Raw genomic sequence first — 20,428 nt, forward strand, 5'->3', positions numbered from 1 at the left:
GCCGGGTCGCCAATGTGCCCGGCCTCCCCCATTGCCCACCCGGATGCACTCAACGTCGTTGCTCAGCCGCGTGGACGTTTCCAGCCAATGGATGGCCGCCCGGAACTGGCGTCGAAGGAGCCAAGGCCCGTCGTGGGGTGCTAGGTCGTCAGGGGGCCGGGTAGGGGGATGCCGCCAGCAGCCGGGCCAGGTGGGCGGCGTTCGCCGCGAGGGCCTTGGTCGCACTGCCGGTGGTGTCCGGCTTCGGGCCGGCGTCTTTGTAATCGAGCTTGCCCATGGCTTCGCCGACCCAGTAGGTGCCGCCGGCGGCCGGGATGGTGAAGCCGACGTCGTTGAGGGCCTGGAACACCTCGGCGCACACGTGGTGGGCGCCGTCCTCGTTGCCGACGACCGCGACGACCGCGACTTTGCCGTACATGGACGGCTGGCCTTGGTCGTCGGTCTCGGACAGTTCGGCGTCGAGACGTTCGAGGACCATCTTGGTGATGGCCGAGGGCTGGCCCATCCAGATCGGCGTGGCGATGACCAGGATGTGCGCCGCGAGGATCTTCTCCCGTAGAGCGGGCCAGGCGTCGCCGTCTCCTTCGTCGGTGCTGACGCCGAACTTGACGTCGTGGTCAGCGACCCGGACCACTTCACCGGCGACGTCATGGTCGGCGAGCGCGGTGAGGACCTGACGGCCGAGCAGTTCGCTGCTCGACTCGCTGCCGGAAGACTTCAGAGAACAGCCGAGCACGACGACGCGCAGAGTCCGGGATTCAGTCATGCGGCGGGAATGCCCGCCCATGATCGGCCAAAACGCTGCAACGGATACTGGCGGATCGCGCCGGTGCCGGGCGCTCCGACCGGGAATGCGCGTGCGGTGCGGTGTCGTTCGCCAGCCCCGTGGCGCGGCTACTGCTGCTGGGAGAGGGCGAAGGCGCTGAGGAAGCCGGCCAGCAGGATCAGTCCCATCGCGAGGTGGGTGTGTTCGAACGCTTCCGGGATCATGGTGTCGGCGATCATGGTGAGGATCGCGCCGGCGGCCAGGGCGGTGATGCAGGCCAGCACGCCGGGTGCGGCGCCGTCGAGCACCACGGCGCGACGATCATGAACCTGAGCATCATCGGATCGGCCGCAGGCCTGTTCGCCGTCACCAACATCGACGACATCCTGATCCTGGCCCTGTTCTTCGCCCAAGGCGCAGGCCACCGCCACACCACCCGCAACGCCCTTATAGGCCAATACCTCGGCTTCGCCGGCATCCTCGCCGTCGCCGTTGCAGCCGCGTTCGGCGCCAGTTTCCTGCCCGATCAGGCCCCGCCCTACCTCGGCCTGCTCCCGCTGGCACTAGGCATCAAAGCCGCCGTCCAAGCCCGGCGGCACCACAACGACGCCGACCCGACCGAGACGACCAACGACGCTCCCGGCATCTTCGCCGTCGCCGCCGTCACGTTCGCCAACGGCGGGGACAACATCGGCGTCTACGTACCGGTCTTCGCCACCGCCGGAGCCGGCGGCATGACCGTCTACGTGATCGACTTCCTGCTTCTGGTCGCCGTGTGGGTTGCCGCGGGGCGGTTCTTCGCCACCCGCCCGATCATCGCTCAGGCACTCAGCCGCTGGGGGCACGTCCTGCTGCCCGTCGTCCTGATCGGCATCGGCCTGCTCATCCTCATCGAGGGTGGCGCGTTCGGCCTGTAACCCGGACGTGGGGACCGCGGGCCGGGCACAGTGTCGTCGGCGCCCAGGCTGCTCCAGCGCAGAATCACGGCGTCGGTGCCCTCGAGGGTCGGCTCCTGTCCGATGATCTGCTCGCCGGGTACGCCGAGCAGATCATCAGACGGCGTACCAGCTACGCCTGTCGTCGGCGGTGAAAGTTCGACTCGGCGGCACGGGCGGTCTGATGGCGCACGTCTGCTCGAACGACTCATCGAGGTAGAACACGCACGTCGGCCGGGAGGGATTAGGTAAGCCCGGCGAACCCGTCGGCGCTTCTTGCCAGTCGCTTCTGGTCCAATGACGGGTCAGCGTCGAGGGCCTGGTAGGCAGTCAGGGCCGCCACCCGGAAGGTGGCGGCCCTGATGTCTAGCGGCTGGTGCTCAGTAGCGGATGGTGATGTCCACTCGCCGGTTGCGGGCCATGCCCGCCGCGGTGCTGTTGCTGCCGGACGGGTTCGCCTCGCCCTTGGTGATCACGTACGTGCGGATCCCGGCGCGGGCAGCCAGCGTGCGGCAGACCTCCCGGGCGCGGCGTTGACCGAGGGCGCGGCTGGCGGCGGCGCTGCCCCGGTCGTCGGTGTGCCCGACGCAGGTGATCGACCGGATACCGGTCAGGTTGCTCCGCAAGGTGCCCAGGTAGCGGCGTTGCGGGGCACTGATCGTCGACGAGGCGGTGGCGAAGTACACCGGTCGTGCCGCGGTGAAGCTGTTCAGCACGAGCTGCGTACGACTGCTGCCCCGCAACGTCTTCCCGCCACCGGTCGGCACCGTGGTGATCGCCGCCGCGATCGGATAGCCGCCGAGTCGCGCGGCCATGGCCCGGCCGAGCGGGTTCAGCGTGACGGTGACGACCGCCGAGCGGCTGGCCTGCGTGGTGACTGCACGGCCGGTGCCGAGCATGACCCGCTTGCCGGACACCGTGCTCCACAGCACCACCGTGTGCCGGCCACGGACCGCCGCGGAGAACGACACCGCAACAGGCACCGTCGCCTTCGCCGGGACACCGCGGGTGACGGTCAGCTTGGACACCTTGACCGTGACCGAGCCGGTGGACGGTCCCGGTCCAGGGTTCTCACCGCCGCCACCGGTCACGACTGCCGTGTACGTGCCGTCCACCATCGTGCCGATCGAGTCGGTGATGCGGTACTTGACGGACGTGGCCGTACCCGTGAAGCCGGTGACCGGGACGAAGGTGATTGCTCCCGTCGTGGCGTCCAGGGCGTAGGTGCCCTGTTGCGGGATCACGACGGTCGTGGCCGGGTTGTTGTTCGCGTCGAGCAGCGTGATGCCGCCACCCGCTGGCACGGGCAGGGTCGTCTTGTTGGTGTCGCCGGGCCCGGTGGTGTCCGGGCTGGTCGGCGGCACGGTGACGGGCAGCGCCATCTTGCGGGACGATCCCTGCGGGTCGACGCCGACGGCGAGGAAAGTGTGCGGCCCGGCGGCGAGCGCCGCGGGGACGGTGACCGGCACGGAGAAGTTGCCGTTGCCGTCGGTGGTGACCGTGCCGAGCTCGATCGGGTCGGAGTAGATCGTGACCTTGGCTGTCGAGTAGGGCGCGAAGCCGGTGCCGATGACGACGATCTGCTGCGACGGTACGGCCAGCGCCAGCTTGCCCTTGTCCGTGGTGAGGGTGAGCGGCGCGTCGGTGGGCACGGTGGCCGGCGGTTCCGGTTCCTGCACCGTCACCTGGTTCGATGCCGCCGAGGGCAGGGAGGTGCCGCCGGGGCCGATCGCGACCACGGTGACCGTGTAGCTCGTGCCGGCGACGCCGCCGAGCACGCACGACGTGGCGGGCGCGTCCACCTGGCAGAAGGCGTTGCCGGGTGACGCCTGCGCCTTGTAGTTGACGGCGCCTTGCACTGCCGGCCAGGACACGGAGATCGATGAGATGCCGGCTGTGGCGACCGGCGCGGTGGCCGGTGCGGCGGGCGGCGGGGTTGGCGCCTCGGGGGTCACCGTGGCAGCCGCCGATTGGGTGCCGGGGCCGACGCCGTTCACTGCGCGGACGCGTACCTGATAAAGCTGGTTGTTGGTCAGGCTGGTGACCGTCGTCCGGCGCTGGGTGCTGCCGAAGGCGGTCGTCTGCACCGTGGTCCAGTTGACGCCGTTGTCGGTGGACACCTGGTAGTCGGTGATCGCGCTGCCGCCGTTGTCGACCGGCGGGGTGAAGGTCACCGTGGCGGTGGTGTCGCCGGGCAGGGCGGTCAGCCCGGTCGGCGCGCCCGGCGCAACAGGAGCCGGGGTCACCGATGATGCGGTGGAGGCGGCGCCGTCGCCGACACTGTTTACCGCCCGCACCTTGACCTGATAGGTCGTGGTGTTGGTCAGGCCGGTCACCGTCGCCGTGCGTGTGCCGCCGTTGCCCGCCGACGTGGCGATCGTCGCCCAGTTCACACCGTTGTCGGTGGACACTTCGTAGCGGGTGATCGTGCTGCCGCCGTCGTCGGCCGGCGGAGTGAACACCAGGGCCGCCGAGCCGTTGCCCGGCGTGGTCGACACGCCGGTCGGGGCGCCCGGCACCTGCGCGGCCGGGGTGGTCGGCGAGGCCGAGGTGGCCGCGCCGGGTCCAACGGCGTTGCGGGCCCGAACCTTGATTTGGTACGTCGTGGTGTTGGTCAGGCCGGTCACGGTCGCCGTCCGGGTGCCGCCGTTGCCGGCCGAGGTGGCGATGGTCGTCCAGTTGACGCCGTTGTCGGTGGACACCTCGTAGCTGGTGATCGCGCTGCCGCCATCGTTGACCGGCGGAGTGAACACCAGGGCCGCCGAGCCGTTGCCGGGCGTGGTGGACAGGCCGGTCGGGGCGTCCGGTGCCACCGAACCCGGGGTCACCGGCGAAGCTGTCGACTCCGCGCCGGGGCCCACGGAGTTCCTCGCCCGTACTTTCACCTGGTAGGTCGTGGTGTTGGTCAGGCTTGTCACGGTCGCCGTGCGGGTGCCGCCGCCGGCCGGGCTGGTGGCGATCGTCGCCCAGTTCGCGCCGTTGTCGGTGGACACCTCGTAGCTGGTGATCGAGCTGCCGCCGTTGTCGACCGGCGGGGTGAAGGTCAGCGTCGCGGACGTGTTGCCCGGGGTGGTGGACAGGCCGGTCGGGGCACCCGGCACCTGAGCGGCCGGGGTGACCGGCGAGGCCGTGGAAGCCGCGCCGTCGCCGACGCTGTTCACCGCGCGCACCTTCACCTGGTACGTCGTGGTGTTGGTCAGGCTGGACACCGTTGCGGTGCGCGTGCCGCCGTTACCCGGCGCGGTGACGATCGTGGACCAGTTCACGCCGTTGTCCGTCGACACCTCGTAGCGGGTGATCGAGCTACCACCGTCGTCGACCGGCGGAGTGAAGGTCAGCTCGGCGCTGCTGTTGCCGGGCGAGGTGGAGAGGCCGGTCGGGGCGCCCGGCACCTGCAGGTCCGGGGTGACCGGGGACACCGACGACGCGGTACCCGGGCCGATGGCATTCCGCGCCCGAACCTTGACCTGGTAGGTCGTGGTGTTGGTCAGGCTGGACAAGCTCGCCGTACGCGTCCCGCCGTTGCCCGCCGAGGTGGGAATCGTCGTCCAGTTCACGCCGTTGTCGGTCGACACCTCGTAGCTGGTGATCGCGCTGCCGCCATCGTTGACCGGCGGGGTGAAGACCAGGCTCGCCGTCGTGTTGCCCGGCGTGGTGGACAGACCGGTCGGCGCGTCCGGAGGAGCCGTACAGGCACTGTAGGTGGCGGTCACCCGCGACAGGCCGGTCGTCGTGGTGCTGTTGACGCTCGCACCGCCCGGAGCCAGGTTCGCGCCACCGCCGCCGCCGGAACCATGATCGTGGGCGCCGCCACCAGCGCCACCGGCGTACCAGCCGCCACCGCCACCGCCGGACGAACGGATACCGTCGCCGCCGACCGGCCCATTGCCATCCTGGCCCTCGCGTCCGGCCTGGTCACCGACGCCGCCGAGGCCCGCCCCCAGCGAGGTGCCCCCGCCGCCGCCGGTCGGAGAGAAGCCGTCACCACCGGCTACACCCAACGGCCCGGCATCCCCGCCAGCCCCGGATGCATACCCGGCCCCACCACCACCCGCAGCGACGATCACGGGCGTCGGAGAGGCCCCGATCGTCACGAACGTCGCGCCGCCGCCTCCGCCGCCGTACTGACTACCGAACCGGTCACCGCCGGCGCCACCGGACGTCGCACCGCCGCTCTGACCGCCGACGCCGTTACTGTCGCCGCTGGCACCGATCGACAGGGTGAATGACTGACCGGGTGTCACCGCCACTGATGCCACGACCCTGCCGGCCTTACCGCCGTCCTGCTCGAACCCGGGGAAGGCAGTCGCGCCCCCGGCACCTCCGCTCACATCGAATTCGATCTCGCAGACCGACGCCGGCACGGTCTCGTTGATCACTTGCGTGGTGTCGGTCCACGTCTGGGGGCTGGGCACTGCCGCCCAGGCAACTTCCGGCGCGAACACCGACACCGACGCCGCGAGGCCGACCGCGCTGACCAGCCGCAACCGGCGCACGGAAGATGATCGATTGAGAGGCATGGGCGAACTGTACCAATTCAGACTTATGCCTAAATACGGAAACGTGAACGCTCTAGCCGGGCGGGGTCGTAGTTACCAGCGCGGACCCGTAGGCACCCCGTACCGGCCAGCTCGAGATGCCGGGTAGGGCCCTGCGGCGCCGTCGACGCTCCGTTTCCCCCACGGGGCGCGAGAGGGTAATCGTTGTGCCCCTGATCTGGTCGGGCGACAGGTCCGGCCGCCTGCGGCTACGCCGGAGCAGTGCCTTGTCGGCAAGCAGCGTGGCAAAGCGGCGTCGTGGCCGACCGGGCCGGCCGGCGATAGGCGGGTAACAGTCAAGCAGGTCCAGGGCGCGGCTGATGTCGGGCACATTCGCGCCAGAGGTGAGCACATAGATCGGCGTGCCGAACCCGTCGCAGATCAGATGGTGCTTGGAGCCGGCCCTGCCGCGGTTGACCGGCGACGGGCCTGTCCCGGCACCCCCTTTTTCGCGTCGATGTGGCTGCCGTCCATCGCCGCCCCCAACCAGTCGATCCGGCCCGCCGAGTTCAACCTGGCGAGCAGGATCTGATGCACCTGGTCGAACACCCCGGCCTCGCTCCAACGCTGCAGCCGCCGCCAGCAGGTCATCCCGGAGCCGAACCCGAGTTCCTGCGGCAAGTCTTCCCAGCCGATCCCGGTATGCAGCACGAACAAGATGCCCTGCAAACAGAGACGGTCCGGCACCGGCGGCTTGAAGAGGACCGGATCGCCGTCGATGACGTGGCTGCGCTCCTCGTCGATCTCCGGCGGCCAGCCGGCGACGGCCTGCTCCCCCACCACGTTGAGACAGTCCTTCATTGCGCCGATCTCCAGGCCGAAGGTCGCCAGCTCGGGGAGACGGTGGGTGTGCCAGAGGCCTACGGTGAAAGCCCAGCCTGGGCCATGCTCGTCTCCGGGGATCTGCACGACACTCCAGCCATGCTCCTCGACGTGACCGATGGTGTTGCGGTCGATGGCTTCGAGTTCATCTCGATCGCCGTAGTCGCGGCAGATGATGCAGGGGCACCTCGGCTTGCCATGGGTCACCCGAAGAGGGTAGATAACCACTCGGTATCGTCCCGACCGCCATGAAGCGAGCTGCGGTCAGGACGATGACCAGTGTGGTGAATATTCATCGAGCGCACCGGCCGTAGTGCCGCTTACCAGGGCGGCAATGCCCTGGTAAGCCGGCGTCATCCAGACGGCGGGCAGTCGTCCGCGCGGGTCCAGGTGTGGACGTACCGGTTACGCAGACCCTCGACGAAATCGACGATCTCTCGCTCGCGAGCATCGTCCAGGTCTGCCGGCACCTCGGCCAGGCGGCCCCACGCGGTGAGGGCCACGACCGAACCCATCGAGGGGTACGGAGCTAGCACCACATCCCGCCCGTACTGTTTGGACAGTCGTCGGAGCCGGTCCACCGCCTGCGGTGACGTGCCGTCGCCGTAGCGGATGACGATGTGCCCGTGTTCCAGGGCGTGGACGGCCAAACCGTCGGGCACCGGATCGGGATAGATGCCCGGGGCGACGGTGAACGAGAAGTGCGGGCCCGAGGTCGGCGGTACGGAGTTGTAGCGCACCGCCGCGATCTGCGATTCGGCGATGTGCGGGCTGTCCATCACCGGGATCTCTCTGCCCGGCAGGCAGGGCGCGGCCCGTGTTCCTGACGCCGAGCCGGTCACGGAGCCGATCAGGAAACTTCCCGACTGCAGCGTGACGGCCGTGGCGGCGGTGGCAGCAGTCACCAGGACGGCGAGCCACCACGCTGCCCGTTCCTTGAGGGTGGTCACAGCAGTTCCCCCGTCCGCCGCATCCGGCGTTCGCGCAGCGCCAACAGGGGCGGTGCCAACCACTGCGCCGCGAGGAGCAGCAGCACCGCGACGGATTCCCAGAACGCCGCCGTCGTCACAGCGAGGCTGCGGATGTTGTCCGCCAGCCACAACACCATCGAGATGAGGAACGGTGCGCTGATGACCACCACCAGCCAGCCGGTGACCAGGATGCCCGCGGCGTAGACGACCGCGAACCAGCGCGCCACCCGCCGGTCGTGCGGGCTGATGTCCGCCAGTTCGGCGGTCTCGCCGGCACCGAGCCGCCACAGTCGGCTTTTCAGCGTGAGCCAGGTCGCCCGGTACAGGTTGTGGCAGCGGAGGGCGTTGGCCAGGACCGCGTACCCGTCGCTGCGCAGGAAGACGGCAGCGCACTGCCACACCAGAGCGATGGTCTGGGCCAGGATCACGGTGGCCAGCACGCGGTCGACGGTCGGCGGCAGGGCGATCAGGTCCTCGCGGTACAGCAGCCGCAGGCCCAACGCCACCGCGACGACGACGCCGTCGATCGCCATACCGGCGAGGAAAGCGCCGTAGCGCCGGCGCCGCGGCACGGCGACGATCTGGGAGAGGTCGGTCTCGAAGACCAGGAAGACGCCGCGGCGGCTGACCCGGAACACCGCCGGCACGCCGATGGCCCGGCCGGCCAGCCAGTGCCACATCTCGTGCAGCGCCGCGAGGAGCAGGGCGACCGGGGTGAACAGCAGCATGCACAGCACCGGGTCGGGCAGGAACCACGCCTGCTCGAAGCTGGGGCGCAGGTCGGGGCGCCCCAGCAGGGTGGCGAGCACGAAGACGGCGGCGAGCGCGTACCCGGTCCACGCGGTGGGGCCGAACAGTCGGCGGGCCGCCTCCGGTGACACGCCCTCGATCCAGGTGATGCGGCGGCCGTCGATCTCGGTGGCCGGCGTCGCTGTGGTCGCCAGGAGCAGGCCCGCGTCGTCGAGGCCCTGGAGGAAGTCGGCGCCGTCGACGGGTTCGCCGGCCGCCCGGCTGGCCAGATCGGTGGCTTCCGACAGGCCGGCGCCGCGTTGCAGAGCCGTGACGAACACGCCTCCCGGTGCGGGCACCACGACGTACAGGCCCAGGTCGGGCCGGCCGAGCAGGCTGCCCTCGTCGTCGTCGGTGACCACGATGGTGGCCACCCGCCGTTGGATGTCGATCTCGTCGACCCGATCACTGTCGGGCTGCATGGCGCCTCCGCGCTGTCGCGGCAGTCTCGGCGCGGACAAATGCCGCGCTCTCGTGGACAGGCGGTGTGCCCCGGGCGAAACCCGGGGCACACCGGTGAATCAGCTGTCGGTCGTGCAGCCGGCGGGGCTGCACACCGGCGGGAACGTCAGCCGGGTGTTCTCGACACGGCGGATGGTGAGCTTCACAACGATCACCTCCCTCCACCGATGGGGGCGGCCACCGCATCGCGATGGACGCCGGAACCGGCGCCGAGGGCCGTCGGCCCGCACACCGTGCAGGCCGGGTCCCGCGGCCACGACTGTTGGCGCATCGCACATCCGGCGGCGAAGTCGATGACCAGAGAGCTGCCGGCGTACGCCGGAGGTTCGAAGGCGGTCAGGTAGCGCAGGACCTCGAAGGCGCCCAGCGCACCGAGCAGGCCGGCGACCGGACCGATGCCCCGGTTGGTCCGGGGTTGGCGGACGTCGTGCAGGGTCAGGCCGGCCAGCGCCGTCGCGGTGGCCGCGTCCAGGTCGGCGGCGTCCGGGTCGGGCAGCGACGCGCACTGCAGGCAGGCGCTACGGCCGGGATCGACGGACCAGACCAGTCCCTCGGTGACCCACATCCCGCCACGCACGAACGGTACGCCGCGCGACACGCATGCCGCGTTGACCCAGGAGTCGACCTCGCCGGGATGGTCGATGCCGTCGGCCACCACGTCCGGGCGTACCTCGTCGAGCAGGTCGGCCAGCTGTTCGGGCCCTTCGATGCCGGCGTCGATGCCGCGTACGTCGATCGACGGGTCGAATGCGCGCACCCATTCGACGGCCCGCGCCACCTTGCGCTGCCCGATTTCCGACCACCGGTAGAGGTACTGGCGGGCGAAGTTGCGCGGTTCCACGGCGTCGCGGTCGAGCAACGTCAGTCGCCCCACGCCGAGGCCGCACAGGTGCGGCAGCAGGTTGGAGTTGAAGCCTCCGGTGCCGAGCACCAGCACGTGCGCGTTGCGCAGCGACTCCTGGAAGTCCTCCCGGCTGCGTGACAGCGAGGCGAAGGACTGGAAGAACGACAGGCTGCTGAAGTGGCGCTCGGCGTCTTCCGGCGCGAGCCGGCCCAGTCGATCGCCGTCTTCGAGCAGGCCGTGCGCGTCGAACGCGGCCACCGCCTCCGCCACGTCGTCGGCGCCGACCGGCCGGCCGGCCGCCGTCAGCGCGTCGGCGAGTTCGGCAACGGTACGGCCGCCGGCGTGCAGCAGCTCCAGCAGCGCCTCGACCACGCCGGCCTCGTCGTCGATGATCAGCTGTTCGCGCCGGTCGTACACCACGCGCAGCTCGTCGCCCGTACGCTCCCACACCACAGCCTTCAGCCGGGGCCGGGGACCACGGGCCGGCGTCCGGCTCGTACCGGTGGTGGCCGCTGTGTCGGCTTGCCCCCGCATGGCTCCTCCTCCTGCTGCCGGCGAACGCCCCTCGGGGCGCCGTCACCGTCCTCGGTGGATGAGCGTGCCCGAGTGCCGGCGGGGGGACCACACACAGCGACCCACACAGCGAGTGTGTGCGGCGCCCGGCTATGCGGCGTGCAGGCGGCCGCGGACGACGCCGGCGCGGGGTAGTCCCAGCTCTTCCATGATCACCAGGGCGGAGTGCCAGCACCGGCGGGCCGCCGCCGGCCGGCCGGCGGCGCGTTGCACCAGGCCGAGGTGGTCGGTGGCCAGGGCTTCGGTGTGGCGGTCGTTGTTGCCCCGACTCAATCGGATGGCCTCGGTGGCGTGGCGCGCGGCAGCGCCGTGCCGGGACAGCCCCAGGTACGCCTCGCTGAGGTGCAGCAGGGTCATCGCCTCGCCGTGCCGGTGCTCGATCTGGCGGCACAGGACGAGAACTGTGCCGAACGCGTCCAGTGCGTCCCGATAACGCCCGAGACCGAGGTACGCCTCCCCGACGTTGCCCCGCGCGACACCTTCCAGGTAGACGTCCCCGAGCGGCTGCACGGTCGTCAGTGCCTGCTGCGCGAAGGGCAGCGCCTGCACGTGCCGCCCCGCCCCGATGTGCACGTCGGCGATGTTGAGCAGCGCCGAACCCTGGGCCCGCCGGTCGACCGCCCGCCGGGCGATCTCCAGCACCTGGGTGAACCCCGCGATCGCCTCGTCGAAGCGATGCAGGTCGCGGTCGATGGCGGACAGCCCGCTGAGCATCCGCAGCCGCCCGCGGTCGTCGCCGCACGCCTCGGCGGCGGCAAGTCCGGCCCGGCAGACCGCTGACCAGTCGTCCCAGTACTTCGTCAGATAGAAGAACGGCCACAGGTTGTCGGCCAGCTTCCACGCCGCTTCGTGCAGTCCGTGTTCCGAAGCCAGGCGGACCATCGGCTCCAGCGCGGCCCGCTCGGCCTCGCACCAGGCCAGCGCCGCCTCGAAGCTGTCGAAGCCGGGCGGATCGGCGGGCCCCTCCGCTTCCGCCGCCGTGAGCGGACTGCGCTCCCGGCCCGGATGAATCCGGTCATTGGCGGCGGCGGCGGAGTGCAGGTAGAGACCCACCAGCCGGCTCACCGCATCGCGTACGTCGGCAGCCGGCTCATCGTCCGACAGCTCCCGGGCGTACGCACGCAACAGGTCGTGCAGCCGGAACGTGTCACCGTCCTCGCGCTCGACCAGGTGCGCCTCGGCCAGCTCCCCGAGCCGATGACGCGCCTCGCAGATCTTCATCCCGGCCAGCGCCCCCGCGGCGACCGCGCTGACCTGCTGAGCCGGATGGACACCCAGCAGCCGGAACAGACCGGCCGGCCGCTGCGGCAACCCGCGATAGGACCAGGACAGCACCGACCGTACGGCGATGCCCAGGTCCGGCCCGGAGCTGAGCACCTCCAGCCGGTACGCCTCGTTGCTCAACTGATCGATCGAGACGCGCAGCGGATCCTGCGACTGCAGGGCCGCCCGCTCACTGGCCACCCGCACCGCCAGTGGCAGCCGGGCGCACAGCTCGGCGAGTTCCCGCACCGCGGCCGGCTCGGCATCCGCGCGATCCGCCCCCACGACCGCCCGCACCAACGACACCGCTTCGGCCGGCGTGAACACGTCGAGGCCGATGGACTCCGCGCCGTCGCGTACGGTCAGACCCAGCATGCTGCGCCGGCTGGTGACCACGACCATGCCGCCGGCGCTGGCGGGCAGCAACGGCCTGACCTGGGTCTCATCGGACGCGTTGTCCAGCACCAGCAGGATGCGCTGCTCCCCGGTGACCGAACGCCACATCGCCGCCCGCCCCTCCAGAGTGCTCGGCATCTGCTCCGGGCCCAGACCCATCGCCCGGAGAAAATCCTCCAGCACCGCGGCGGGATCGGTCGGCGGCTGCTCGTCGAACCCGCGAAGATCGACGTAGAACTGACCATCCGGAAAGACATGACGTACGCGATGCGCCCACGCGACCGCCAACGCCGTCTTGCCGACGCCCGCCGTCCCATGCACCACCGCCAGCTGAGGTCCTACCGGCTTGACGGCGTCCAGCAACCCGTCCATCCGGGCCAGATGCTCACCTCGGCCGACGAACGACCTGATCGCCACCGGCAACTGACCCGGCCGCGGCAGCACGGCAGCCGCCGAATCCTCCACCTGGCCAGCAGCACCGACAAGCGCCGCGGCGTCCTGCTCATCAAGTTCCAACGCACCGGTCAACGCCCGCACGGTATTCGGATAGGGCCGCCGGCGCTCGCCACGCTCCAGCGCGCTGATCGCGTTGACGCTCAGCCCGGCCCGCTCGGCAAGCTGCTCCTGGGTCAATCCCCGACGCCGACGCAGCCGTCGAAGCGCCACCCCGAACGGCGCCGCAGCCGTACCCTCGCCCATCACACCCGTCTCCCCCACCCCGACCAGCATCATCAACGGGTCCCGAATTAGCCACCCCCGTGGCGCCACGCACCGCCACGCGCGGCTCCAGCCTTGACCCAAGATCGATCACGGTCACGATAGAGCACGATGCATCGAACGGTCGGGCGATCGCCAACGCCGGCTGTCAGCGCGGTGTCAGACCAGGCCGTTGCGGTGCGCCCAGGCCGGTTAGGCGCCGCGCCAGCCACCGGGAGAAGGGCACGGCCCGGTGGCTGGGCTGCTGCGCGAGCTGTTCGCCGCGCGCCGGGCCGTGATCAGCCGCAGAGGAAGATTGGGCACTGTGGGTGCGTGATGACCAGGGGTGGGTAGGCGGCCATCGTGTCGACGATCCACTGACGGTGCGGGGCGATGCCCAAGGCGGAGATCGGGCCGGAGAAGTCCCACGAGCCGTCCGGGTTGATCCGCGTGAACCAGTACGAGACGCCGACCAGCACGCCGCCCCAGATCACCGCGCCGCCCGCGTGGAACGTGGGCAGACCGTCACCACCCGAGGTGACCAGGTCAGGGTCGCGGTAGTCGCGGCCGTCGGCGTTCTCGAGGATGGTGACCGGGCTCGACCGGTAGAAACGGGTGTCGCTGCCGCTGTAGCGGAAGACCCGCGTGCCGATCGCCGGACTCTGCCGGGCCAGCGGAAGAACCGCGTCGGGCTGGCCGGGAATCGGGCGGCCCAGACGGGCCAGATACATCTGGCCGTGGCGGGCACCGAAGGCGACCGGGAAACGCTGGCCGCCGGCCTCGATCTCGCTGCCCGGGCCGGGCCCGACGCAGCCCTCGACGGTGAGCACCCACCAGCGGTTCAGGGCCGTACCCGAGCACCGCAGGTCGCCGTCCGAATAGCCGCGCACCATCCAATGGTTGCCGGGGACACGTTCGTCCACGATGGTGGACGCCGGCGGGTCCGCGTAGGCGGCGGTGGGGGTCAGAACCAGCGCGGCGAGGACCGCGGCGGCCACAACACGAAGGCTGCGCATACTGTTTCCGTTCATCGAGGGAGCTGAGCGCGCACGACTCTACGGGGTGGCCTTCGACCTGCGCGACCTCGAACCCTGACGCATCGAGGCCCGGACCATGCCGGGTCCGAACCTCGCGCTGCCCTCGATTGTCGGGGGAGTCAGTCACCGGCGCGACGTCCCCTGGACCCACTGGGGCCGTTAGACCTACGCTGAGTCAACTTGTGCACGGCAGCTCTCTGGCTGCGACCACCGTGTGGGTATCCCAAGTGTTGATCCCGGAACGTACCGTCGAGCGGCTCGCCGCGGCGCGCTTCTAGAGCGCGCTGGCGTCCAGGACCTGACGGCGTTCGTCGTCCGCGAGGTGACCGAGGGTACGCAGCCAGTCGACGACCGCCGCGGCGGCTCCGATCGGCACGTTGTCCAGGTAGTGCTCTCCCGCGGGCAGATCCCTTACGGCCGAAGTGGCGTTGTGGGCCATCGACGTCTTGGCCAGCGTCTGCCCGTCGGTCAACCGTCGGGCATCGTCCCGTCCGCCACGCAGTACCAGCACCGGCGGTTCGAGCGCCTCGACGTCCCGTGGCACCGCGGCGATCAGGTCTTCGAGGAAGTGGCGACCGACCCGGCCGGTCAGGAACGGTATTGACTCGCCCGCAGCGGTCGGGCGGGCCAGAAGGGCACGTGGCGTACCGTCCACCGGGCCGATCGCGTCACCGAGCACTGTGCCGGCCGTCACCACATAGTCCACCGACGCACCTGAGATGGTGGCGGCGAGTGCCGCGGCGCTGCCGAGGCTCAGGCCGAGCAGGCCGACCGAGCCGTCTGGGGCGAGCGAGCGTGCCTCGTCGACCTCTCGACGCAGCAGGGCGGCCACCGTGGTCAACGGCATGGCGTCGTCCTCCGCCGGGAACGGGGCGATCTCCACCATCGTCACCTCGTACGCGGCCAGGCGGCTGCGGAGCCGACGGATCCAGGGGGACGAATCGCGTCCCCGCCCCCACCCGTGGCAGACGATCAAGGTCCCCCGCCGACGGTCCTGCGGCACCGGTGCGGGCGTGGAATCCGCGCGGACGTCGTCGGCGGGTGGGGTGAGCCCGCACTCGGTCCGCAGGAAGCGCAGCGTCTCGGCGATCGGCTCGGTGACGAACGGGTAGCGTTCGGTCGCCTCACGGACTACGGCCGTCGACCAGTGTCCGCGCGCGACGAGCTCGGCGACGTCGGCCAGCAACTTGAACCGGCGTTCGCCGAAGATCGCGATGTCGCAGAAGGCCCGGTAGCTGAGCAGCCAGGCCATCGTGGTCGCCGGCAGGGTACGCACCTCGCCGCCCCGGTGGCGGACGGTGACGGCGGCCTCGAGCAGGTCCTGCGCGGGGATCGGATGGGCGACACCGGCGGCATCGAGATGGCCGACGTCGTAGTGCAGGTCGACCGCGGACACCGACCGTGTGCCCTCGGCGGTCGTCACGAGCTTGCGACCAGGTAGCCAGCGCGCGAGGTCGACGTCGTCGAGTTCGGGCAGCTTCAGCAGGCGCCCCATCGGTGCCACCTGCCCGTACGAGCCGGGAAGTGCCTCCAGCGCGGCGATGCTGCGCTGCCCCATGCGCAGGAAGCGGTGGTCGGTGACGTCCAGTCCGGAGTGGAAGTCCGCGGCCCGCAGCACCTCCTGGGCCGCCTCCAGTTGGTCGCGCGCGACGAGCAGGTCGAGGTCGGTGGTGATCCGGTCGCGGCCCTCGGGGTGGTCGAGCAGCGCGGCGAGGAAGATGCCCTTGATGCCTGCCACCCGGATGCCCGCGTCGGCGAACAGGGGCGCCACCTCGCGCCACGTCTGCCGGTGGTGCTCGCCGGCGACCGCCCCGAATCGCCGGTTGACCCGTACCCCGGCGGAGCCCGCGTCGGCGTCGTGGAGCAGGTGGGCCACCCGTCGGCTCTCGGCCCGCGCGTAGAGCCGGTCCGAGACCGGCGGCAGCGCGGTGGGGTGACCCGCCAGCCGCAGCAGCGCGGAGTCGAGCTCGTCAAACGACTCCCGGCCGCTGGCCCTCAACAAGGCGTCTTTCAATGTCATCGGCGAGCTCCCTCGCGGTCGGTCTGATGAAGATGGATGCGTCGCCGGAGATGTCGACCCCGAAGAGGCGCAGAACCTCGTCCTGGAGGCGTCCGGCGAGCCGTACCGCGGTGAGCGAGTCGCCACCGCCGATGTCGAAGAAGCTGTCCGAGGCGGCGATCTCCGTGGTGCCCAGCACCTCCTGGAAGAGCGTCAGGACCCGGGCGGTCAGGGTTTCCGGTGGCGTCGACGCGGATCCGGCGGGCAACGCGTCGAAGCGGCGTACCAGCTCGCGACCGTCGAGTTTGCCGTGGGGCGTGGTGGGCCACGAGGTGACGTACGCGAAATGGGTCGGCACCGCCGCCGCGGGCAGCAGCGCGGCGAGGTGGTCGCGCAGCTCGGCGGCGAGATCCGGCCGACGCGAGAGCGGAGCGTCCGGGGCGTGGCCGTCCTCCTCCGTCTCGACGAAGGCGACCAGCCGGTCGGTGCCCCGGCTGCCCGTCAGCACGGCGTGGGCCCGCACCACCCCCGGGTAGTCCGTCAGCGCCTCCTCGACCTCGGTCAGCTCGATCCGGACGCCCCGGAACTTGACCTGCCGGTCGATGCGTCCGAGGAACTCCAGCACGCCGTCGCCACGGTCCCGGACGAGGTCGCCGGTGCGATAGACACGTGCGGCCGGAATGTGCGCGGGAGCGGTCGGGAACGCGCGGGCGGTCAGCTCGGGACGGTGGTGGTAGCCGTGGGCGAGCCCTGTCCCGGCGAGCCACAACTCGCCCGGTTCGCCCGCCGCCACCGGCCGACCGTCAGCGTCCACCACGTAGGTGGACATCCCGGTGATCGCCCGACCGATCGGGACGACGCCCGACGCGAGGTCTGCCGCGTCGACCCGGTGAGCGGTGGCGTCGATCGAGGCTTCGGTCGGCCCGTAGAGGTTGTGCAGTTCGGCGGCGGCCGGGAAGCGGCGCATCGCCTCCCGGGCGGTGGCGGCACTCAGGGCCTCCCCGCTCGTGACCACCAGTCGGATCGTCGCGAGCTTCGGGTCGCGGGCGTCCGCCGGGTTCGTCCGGAGAAAAGCCTCCAACATCGATGGTACGAAGTGCACGATCGTAATCGCCTCAGCGGCGATCACGTCGCGGAGGTACCGGCCGTCCAGGTGACCGCCCGGTCGGGCGAAGACGACCGTCGCGCCGTACATGAGGGGCCAGAGGAGTTCCCACAGCGAGACGTCGAAGCTGAACGGCGTTTTCTGCACCACGCGGTCGGCCGGGGACAGGGCGAACGCCTGCTGCATCCATTCGAGGCGGTTGAGCAGGCCCATTTGTCCACTAAGGACTCCTTTCGGGCCGCCCGTGGAACCCGAGGTGAACAACAGGTAGGAGAAGTCTGCTGCCGAGCCGGCCGGCCCGGTGCCCGGCGCGGGACCGGAGGTGTCGTCCAGGTCCACGGTCGGCCGGTCCGGGAACGGCGACGCGCCGGCCGTCACGATCACGTCAGGCGCCGCGTCGTCCACCATGGCGGCCAGGCGTCGGCGCGGCAGCTCCGCGTTCATCGGGAAGTAGGTGCCGCCGACCTTGACGATCGCCAGCAGCGCCACCAGGAGGCGGTTGCCGCGATCGAGGTGGACGCCGACGATCGGCGCTGGTCGGTCGGCGCACGCCTGGAGCCGCGCCGCCAGGTCGTCAGACAGGGCATCCAGGCGAGAGTACGTCAGCGGCGCGGGGTCGCGGCCGGCAACGGCGTCGGGCCGGCACCGCACCTGCGCGGTGACATGGGCGAGCAGATCGTCGGTGCTCATGAAGTCCTGCCCTCCTCGGGCGTCGGCGTGCGGGCGGTGATCCGTACGCTCAACGCCGCATAGCCGAGCGCCGCGACCACGCCGAGGACGGCGCACAGACCCCAGAGCCAGTCGGCGCCGAACCGGGCCACGACCAGGCCGGCGATGGCGGGTGCCGCGACGGCGGCCAGTGCGATCGACGTGGCGAACACCCCCTGGTAGCGGCCGCGGCCGTGCAGCGGGGACAGTGCCACGACCAGGCTGCTCTGGGTGGGCGCGCTGACGATCTCGGCGACCGTCCACACCAGTACGGTGGCCGCGTACCCGACCATGGAGTGCGCGAAAGCCGTCAACGCGAAACCCCCACCCGCCCCGAGCGCTGCCAGAACGAGCAGTCGCCGGGGGTCGCGGCGTTCGATCAGCCGGGTGACGGGGATCTGCAGGGCGACGATCAGGATGCCGTTGAGCGCGATGACGAGGCCGAAATCGCCGCTGGAGAAACCCTGGTCGGCCATCGTCAGCGACAGCCCCACGAAACCCTGCTGGAAGATCAGCGCGACAACGAACGACACCGTCACGAGCGTCATGAACGATTTGTCCCGCCAGACGGGGCCGCCAGGCCGGGGAGTGGTGGCGTCGACAGCCGTTGGCTCGGGCCGCGACTCGGGCACCTTGATGAAGATCAGCACCGCACAGCACAGTGTCAGGGCCGCTTCCACAAGAAAGCCGGCACGGTAGCTGACCTCGGCGATCAGTCCCGCGCCCGCGGCCGAGACGGCGAAGCCCAGGTTGATGGCCCAGTAGTTGAGGGAGAACGCGCGTACCCGGTCGGCCGGGGCCACGATGTCGGCCATCATCACCTGGACCGCGGGGCGGGACGCGTTGGAGGCCACGCCGACGACGAAAGCGATGGCCGACACGGCAACCGGGGCCTGCACGAAACCGAGCAGCGCTACCGATACCCCCGTCGCCACCTGCGACACCAGCATGGTGGGCCGGCGTCCGAGACGGTCGGTCAGCACGCCGCCGATCAGGGAGGCCACCACTGAGCCGCCGCCGTACAGCGCCACGACCAGACCGGCGAACGACGCAGGGTAGCCCTGGTCCGCGGTGAGATAGAAGGCCAGAAACGTCGCGACGAAGGCGCCGATCCGGTTGATCAGAGAGCTCGCCCAGAGCCACCAGAACGCCGCCGGCAATCCGCCGACAGCCTGCCGGACCGCCTGCCGCGCCCCGCTCGGCCGCACCGGAGCAGAGGTCACGACGGTCCACCGGACGATGCGACCGGGCGGCGTAGAGCGTCGAGCCAGGAAGCGACCCGCTCAGCGGATACGAGCGCGCGGCGGCTGACCGCCATGCCGCGCAACCGCTCACCGTCATCCGAGATCCACAGGCTCAAGTCGAAAAGCGCCGTGGTGAGCCGCGGCAGCGCGGTCTGCGCGCGTACCTCGTCCAGGATGAGGTCGTCGGGCGGGAACCCGGCCACGAAGATGGACCGGCGGTTGCGGGGCAGTTTCTCCCCTGTCGCGTCAACGTGCCGGACCTCGTCCATGATGGCGTCGAATGGCATGCCCTGGTGCCTGAGTGTCCACAGCATGCCGTCGCGAACGGCCGCGACCGTGGTCGCCACGTCCGCCTCCCGCGGCGCCTCGACGGTCACCGGCAGCAGGTTGATGAAGTTGCCGACCACGTCGGCGGCCTCGGGCACGAACCGGCCCGGCAGCGGGCTGAAGAAGGCCAGGTCGTCCCCGAGCACGTGGGGCCGCAGGGCGACGAGCACCTTCGCGGTGGCCAGGACGAAGCTCGTCACCCGCAGGCGCCGCGCCTCGTCGCGGTGCCGCTCATATTCGGCACCTTGCAGCGTGTACGTCTGGTAGTCGCCCTCGGGTGGCGCCTCGTACCACGGCAGCGGCCGCTCCAGCACGACCTCGGGCACGCCTCGGGGCAGGCGCCCCCGCCACGCCTCGCGAACCTGCTGCCCGGGTTCGCCGTCGAGGACGCGGCGTTCCGCGGCGGCGACCGCGGCGAGGGAAGCCCGGTCCCGATGAGCGGAGGCGTACCCCGCGTCGTCGGTGAAGGCCTCACCGATCTCCCGCAGGAACTGGGCGAGTGACAGCCCGTCGCAGACAGAGTGGTCGATCCGGATCACCAGGGCGAATCCCACGGCTTCAGCGCCGACGTGGACGATCCGCAGCGGCCGGCCCGTACGCACGTCGAGCACGACCGCGGACTCGGCCGCCGCGATCGTCCGGGCCTCGGCGCACACGTCGTCCCAGGTCGTCCCGTCCGGAGGCGACGACTCCACCAGCGGTACGGGGATCGGCAGCAGGCGATGCTCGACAGCCCCGTCCGCCCCGATCCGGTACGCGCTGTGCAGCGCCGGGTTGGCCGCCACCACCCGACGGACGGCGGCGTCGAGCCGGTCGGTGTCGACCGTCGTACCCGGGAAGTGGTAGACGTTGCAGATGATGCTCTCGGAGGCGACGAAGCCGTCGGCGCGCTCCTGTCGGCGCAGGCCGATGCTCATCCGGTGCGGAACGTCGTGCCAGGTGTCGTGCATGGG

At 70.8% G+C, this 20,428-nt stretch carries 14 protein-coding genes; 1 reads left to right on the forward strand and 13 read right to left on the reverse strand.

The annotated features are described in order from the left end of the window. Positions 1 to 148: 148 nt before the first annotated feature. Both ACIA1L_RS30360 and ACIA1L_RS30365 read right to left on the reverse strand, forming a co-directional pair. Positions 149 to 766, reverse strand: coding sequence for a flavodoxin family protein (locus ACIA1L_RS30360; protein WP_396076453.1), 618 nt, complete (start codon positions 764 to 766; stop codon positions 149 to 151). 128 nt (positions 767 to 894) lie between these two features. Beyond that, positions 895 to 1,077, reverse strand: a complete 183-nt coding sequence (locus tag ACIA1L_RS30365) for a hypothetical protein (RefSeq protein ID WP_396076454.1) — start codon at positions 1,075 to 1,077, stop codon at positions 895 to 897. Positions 1,078 to 1,089: 12 nt separating this feature from the next. On the opposite strand from ACIA1L_RS30365, the gene ACIA1L_RS30370 reads away from it, so the two are divergent. After that, a complete protein-coding gene (locus ACIA1L_RS30370) occupies positions 1,090 to 1,683 on the forward strand; it encodes a cadmium resistance transporter (protein WP_396076455.1) in 594 nt (197 codons plus the stop codon). A 398-nt stretch (positions 1,684 to 2,081) separates the two neighbouring features. On the opposite strand, the gene ACIA1L_RS30375 is transcribed toward ACIA1L_RS30370, so the two are convergent. The 11 genes from ACIA1L_RS30375 to ACIA1L_RS30425 all read right to left on the reverse strand — a co-directional run bounded on the left by ACIA1L_RS30375 (position 2,082) and on the right by ACIA1L_RS30425 (position 20,425). Beyond that, positions 2,082 to 6,221, reverse strand: coding sequence for a fibronectin type III domain-containing protein (locus tag ACIA1L_RS30375; protein ID WP_396076457.1), 4,140 nt, complete (start codon positions 6,219 to 6,221; stop codon positions 2,082 to 2,084). Positions 6,222 to 6,620: 399 nt separating this feature from the next. Continuing rightward, positions 6,621 to 7,268, reverse strand: coding sequence for a DUF4262 domain-containing protein (locus ACIA1L_RS30380; RefSeq protein ID WP_396076458.1), 648 nt, complete (start codon positions 7,266 to 7,268; stop codon positions 6,621 to 6,623). A 146-nt stretch (positions 7,269 to 7,414) separates the two neighbouring features. Then, complete coding sequence (locus tag ACIA1L_RS30385) at positions 7,415 to 8,011, reverse strand: DUF3105 domain-containing protein (RefSeq protein WP_396076459.1); 597 nt, start codon at positions 8,009 to 8,011, stop codon at positions 7,415 to 7,417. Further along, complete coding sequence (locus ACIA1L_RS30390) at positions 8,008 to 9,243, reverse strand: hypothetical protein (RefSeq protein WP_396076460.1); 1,236 nt, start codon at positions 9,241 to 9,243, stop codon at positions 8,008 to 8,010. The genes ACIA1L_RS30385 and ACIA1L_RS30390 overlap by 4 nt, the downstream gene beginning before the upstream one ends. 191 nt (positions 9,244 to 9,434) lie before the next feature. Next, on the reverse strand, positions 9,435 to 10,661 hold the full coding sequence (locus ACIA1L_RS30395) for a HesA/MoeB/ThiF family protein (protein WP_396076461.1): 1,227 nt from the start codon (positions 10,659 to 10,661) through the stop codon (positions 9,435 to 9,437). Between the two features lie 129 nt (positions 10,662 to 10,790). Further along, positions 10,791 to 13,091 (reverse strand): ATP-binding protein, encoded by a 2,301-nt coding sequence (locus ACIA1L_RS30400; protein ID WP_396076462.1) that lies wholly within the window; start codon positions 13,089 to 13,091, stop codon positions 10,791 to 10,793. A gap of 263 nt (positions 13,092 to 13,354) precedes the next feature. Further along, positions 13,355 to 14,071, reverse strand: a complete 717-nt coding sequence (locus tag ACIA1L_RS30405; RefSeq protein ID WP_396076463.1) for a hypothetical protein — start codon at positions 14,069 to 14,071, stop codon at positions 13,355 to 13,357. Between the two features lie 295 nt (positions 14,072 to 14,366). Continuing rightward, on the reverse strand, positions 14,367 to 16,112 hold the full coding sequence (locus tag ACIA1L_RS30410; RefSeq protein WP_396076464.1) for a nucleotidyltransferase family protein: 1,746 nt from the start codon (positions 16,110 to 16,112) through the stop codon (positions 14,367 to 14,369). Beyond that, the gene (locus ACIA1L_RS30415) at positions 16,063 to 17,886 is read right to left on the reverse strand and encodes an amino acid adenylation domain-containing protein (protein WP_396076465.1); all 1,824 of its coding nucleotides are present in this window, start codon (positions 17,884 to 17,886) and stop codon (positions 16,063 to 16,065) included. Before ACIA1L_RS30415 ends, ACIA1L_RS30410 begins: the two co-directional genes overlap by 50 nt. Beyond that, positions 17,883 to 19,127 (reverse strand): MDR family MFS transporter, encoded by a 1,245-nt coding sequence (locus ACIA1L_RS30420; RefSeq protein ID WP_396076466.1) that lies wholly within the window; start codon positions 19,125 to 19,127, stop codon positions 17,883 to 17,885. The genes ACIA1L_RS30415 and ACIA1L_RS30420 overlap by 4 nt, the downstream gene beginning before the upstream one ends. Continuing rightward, positions 19,124 to 20,425, reverse strand: a complete 1,302-nt coding sequence (locus ACIA1L_RS30425) for a condensation domain-containing protein (RefSeq protein WP_396076467.1) — start codon at positions 20,423 to 20,425, stop codon at positions 19,124 to 19,126. Before ACIA1L_RS30425 ends, ACIA1L_RS30420 begins: the two co-directional genes overlap by 4 nt. Between the last annotated feature and the right edge of the window lie 3 nt (positions 20,426 to 20,428).

Source organism: Actinoplanes sp. NPDC051859, assembly GCF_044452725.1.
GTDB lineage: Bacteria > Actinomycetota > Actinomycetes > Mycobacteriales > Micromonosporaceae > Actinoplanes.

What these genes read in the sequence shown, in the direction of transcription:
- ACIA1L_RS30360 (WP_396076453.1), bottom strand. Translation starts at nt 766, where the DNA reads ATGACTGAATCCCGGACTCTGCGCGTCGTCGTGCTCGGCTGTTCTCTG.
- ACIA1L_RS30370 (WP_396076455.1), top strand. Translation starts at nt 1,090, where the DNA reads ATGAACCTGAGCATCATCGGATCGGCCGCAGGCCTGTTCGCCGTCACC.
- ACIA1L_RS30375 (WP_396076457.1), bottom strand. Translation starts at nt 6,221, where the DNA reads ATGCCTCTCAATCGATCATCTTCCGTGCGCCGGTTGCGGCTGGTCAGC.
- ACIA1L_RS30390 (WP_396076460.1), bottom strand. Translation starts at nt 9,243, where the DNA reads ATGCAGCCCGACAGTGATCGGGTCGACGAGATCGACATCCAACGGCGG.
- ACIA1L_RS30395 (WP_396076461.1), bottom strand. Translation starts at nt 10,661, where the DNA reads ATGCGGGGGCAAGCCGACACAGCGGCCACCACCGGTACGAGCCGGACG.
- ACIA1L_RS30400 (WP_396076462.1), bottom strand. Translation starts at nt 13,091, where the DNA reads ATGATGCTGGTCGGGGTGGGGGAGACGGGTGTGATGGGCGAGGGTACG.
- ACIA1L_RS30405 (WP_396076463.1), bottom strand. Translation starts at nt 14,071, where the DNA reads ATGCGCAGCCTTCGTGTTGTGGCCGCCGCGGTCCTCGCCGCGCTGGTT.
- ACIA1L_RS30410 (WP_396076464.1), bottom strand. Translation starts at nt 16,112, where the DNA reads ATGACATTGAAAGACGCCTTGTTGAGGGCCAGCGGCCGGGAGTCGTTT.
- ACIA1L_RS30415 (WP_396076465.1), bottom strand. Translation starts at nt 17,886, where the DNA reads ATGAGCACCGACGATCTGCTCGCCCATGTCACCGCGCAGGTGCGGTGC.
- ACIA1L_RS30425 (WP_396076467.1), bottom strand. Translation starts at nt 20,425, where the DNA reads ATGCACGACACCTGGCACGACGTTCCGCACCGGATGAGCATCGGCCTG.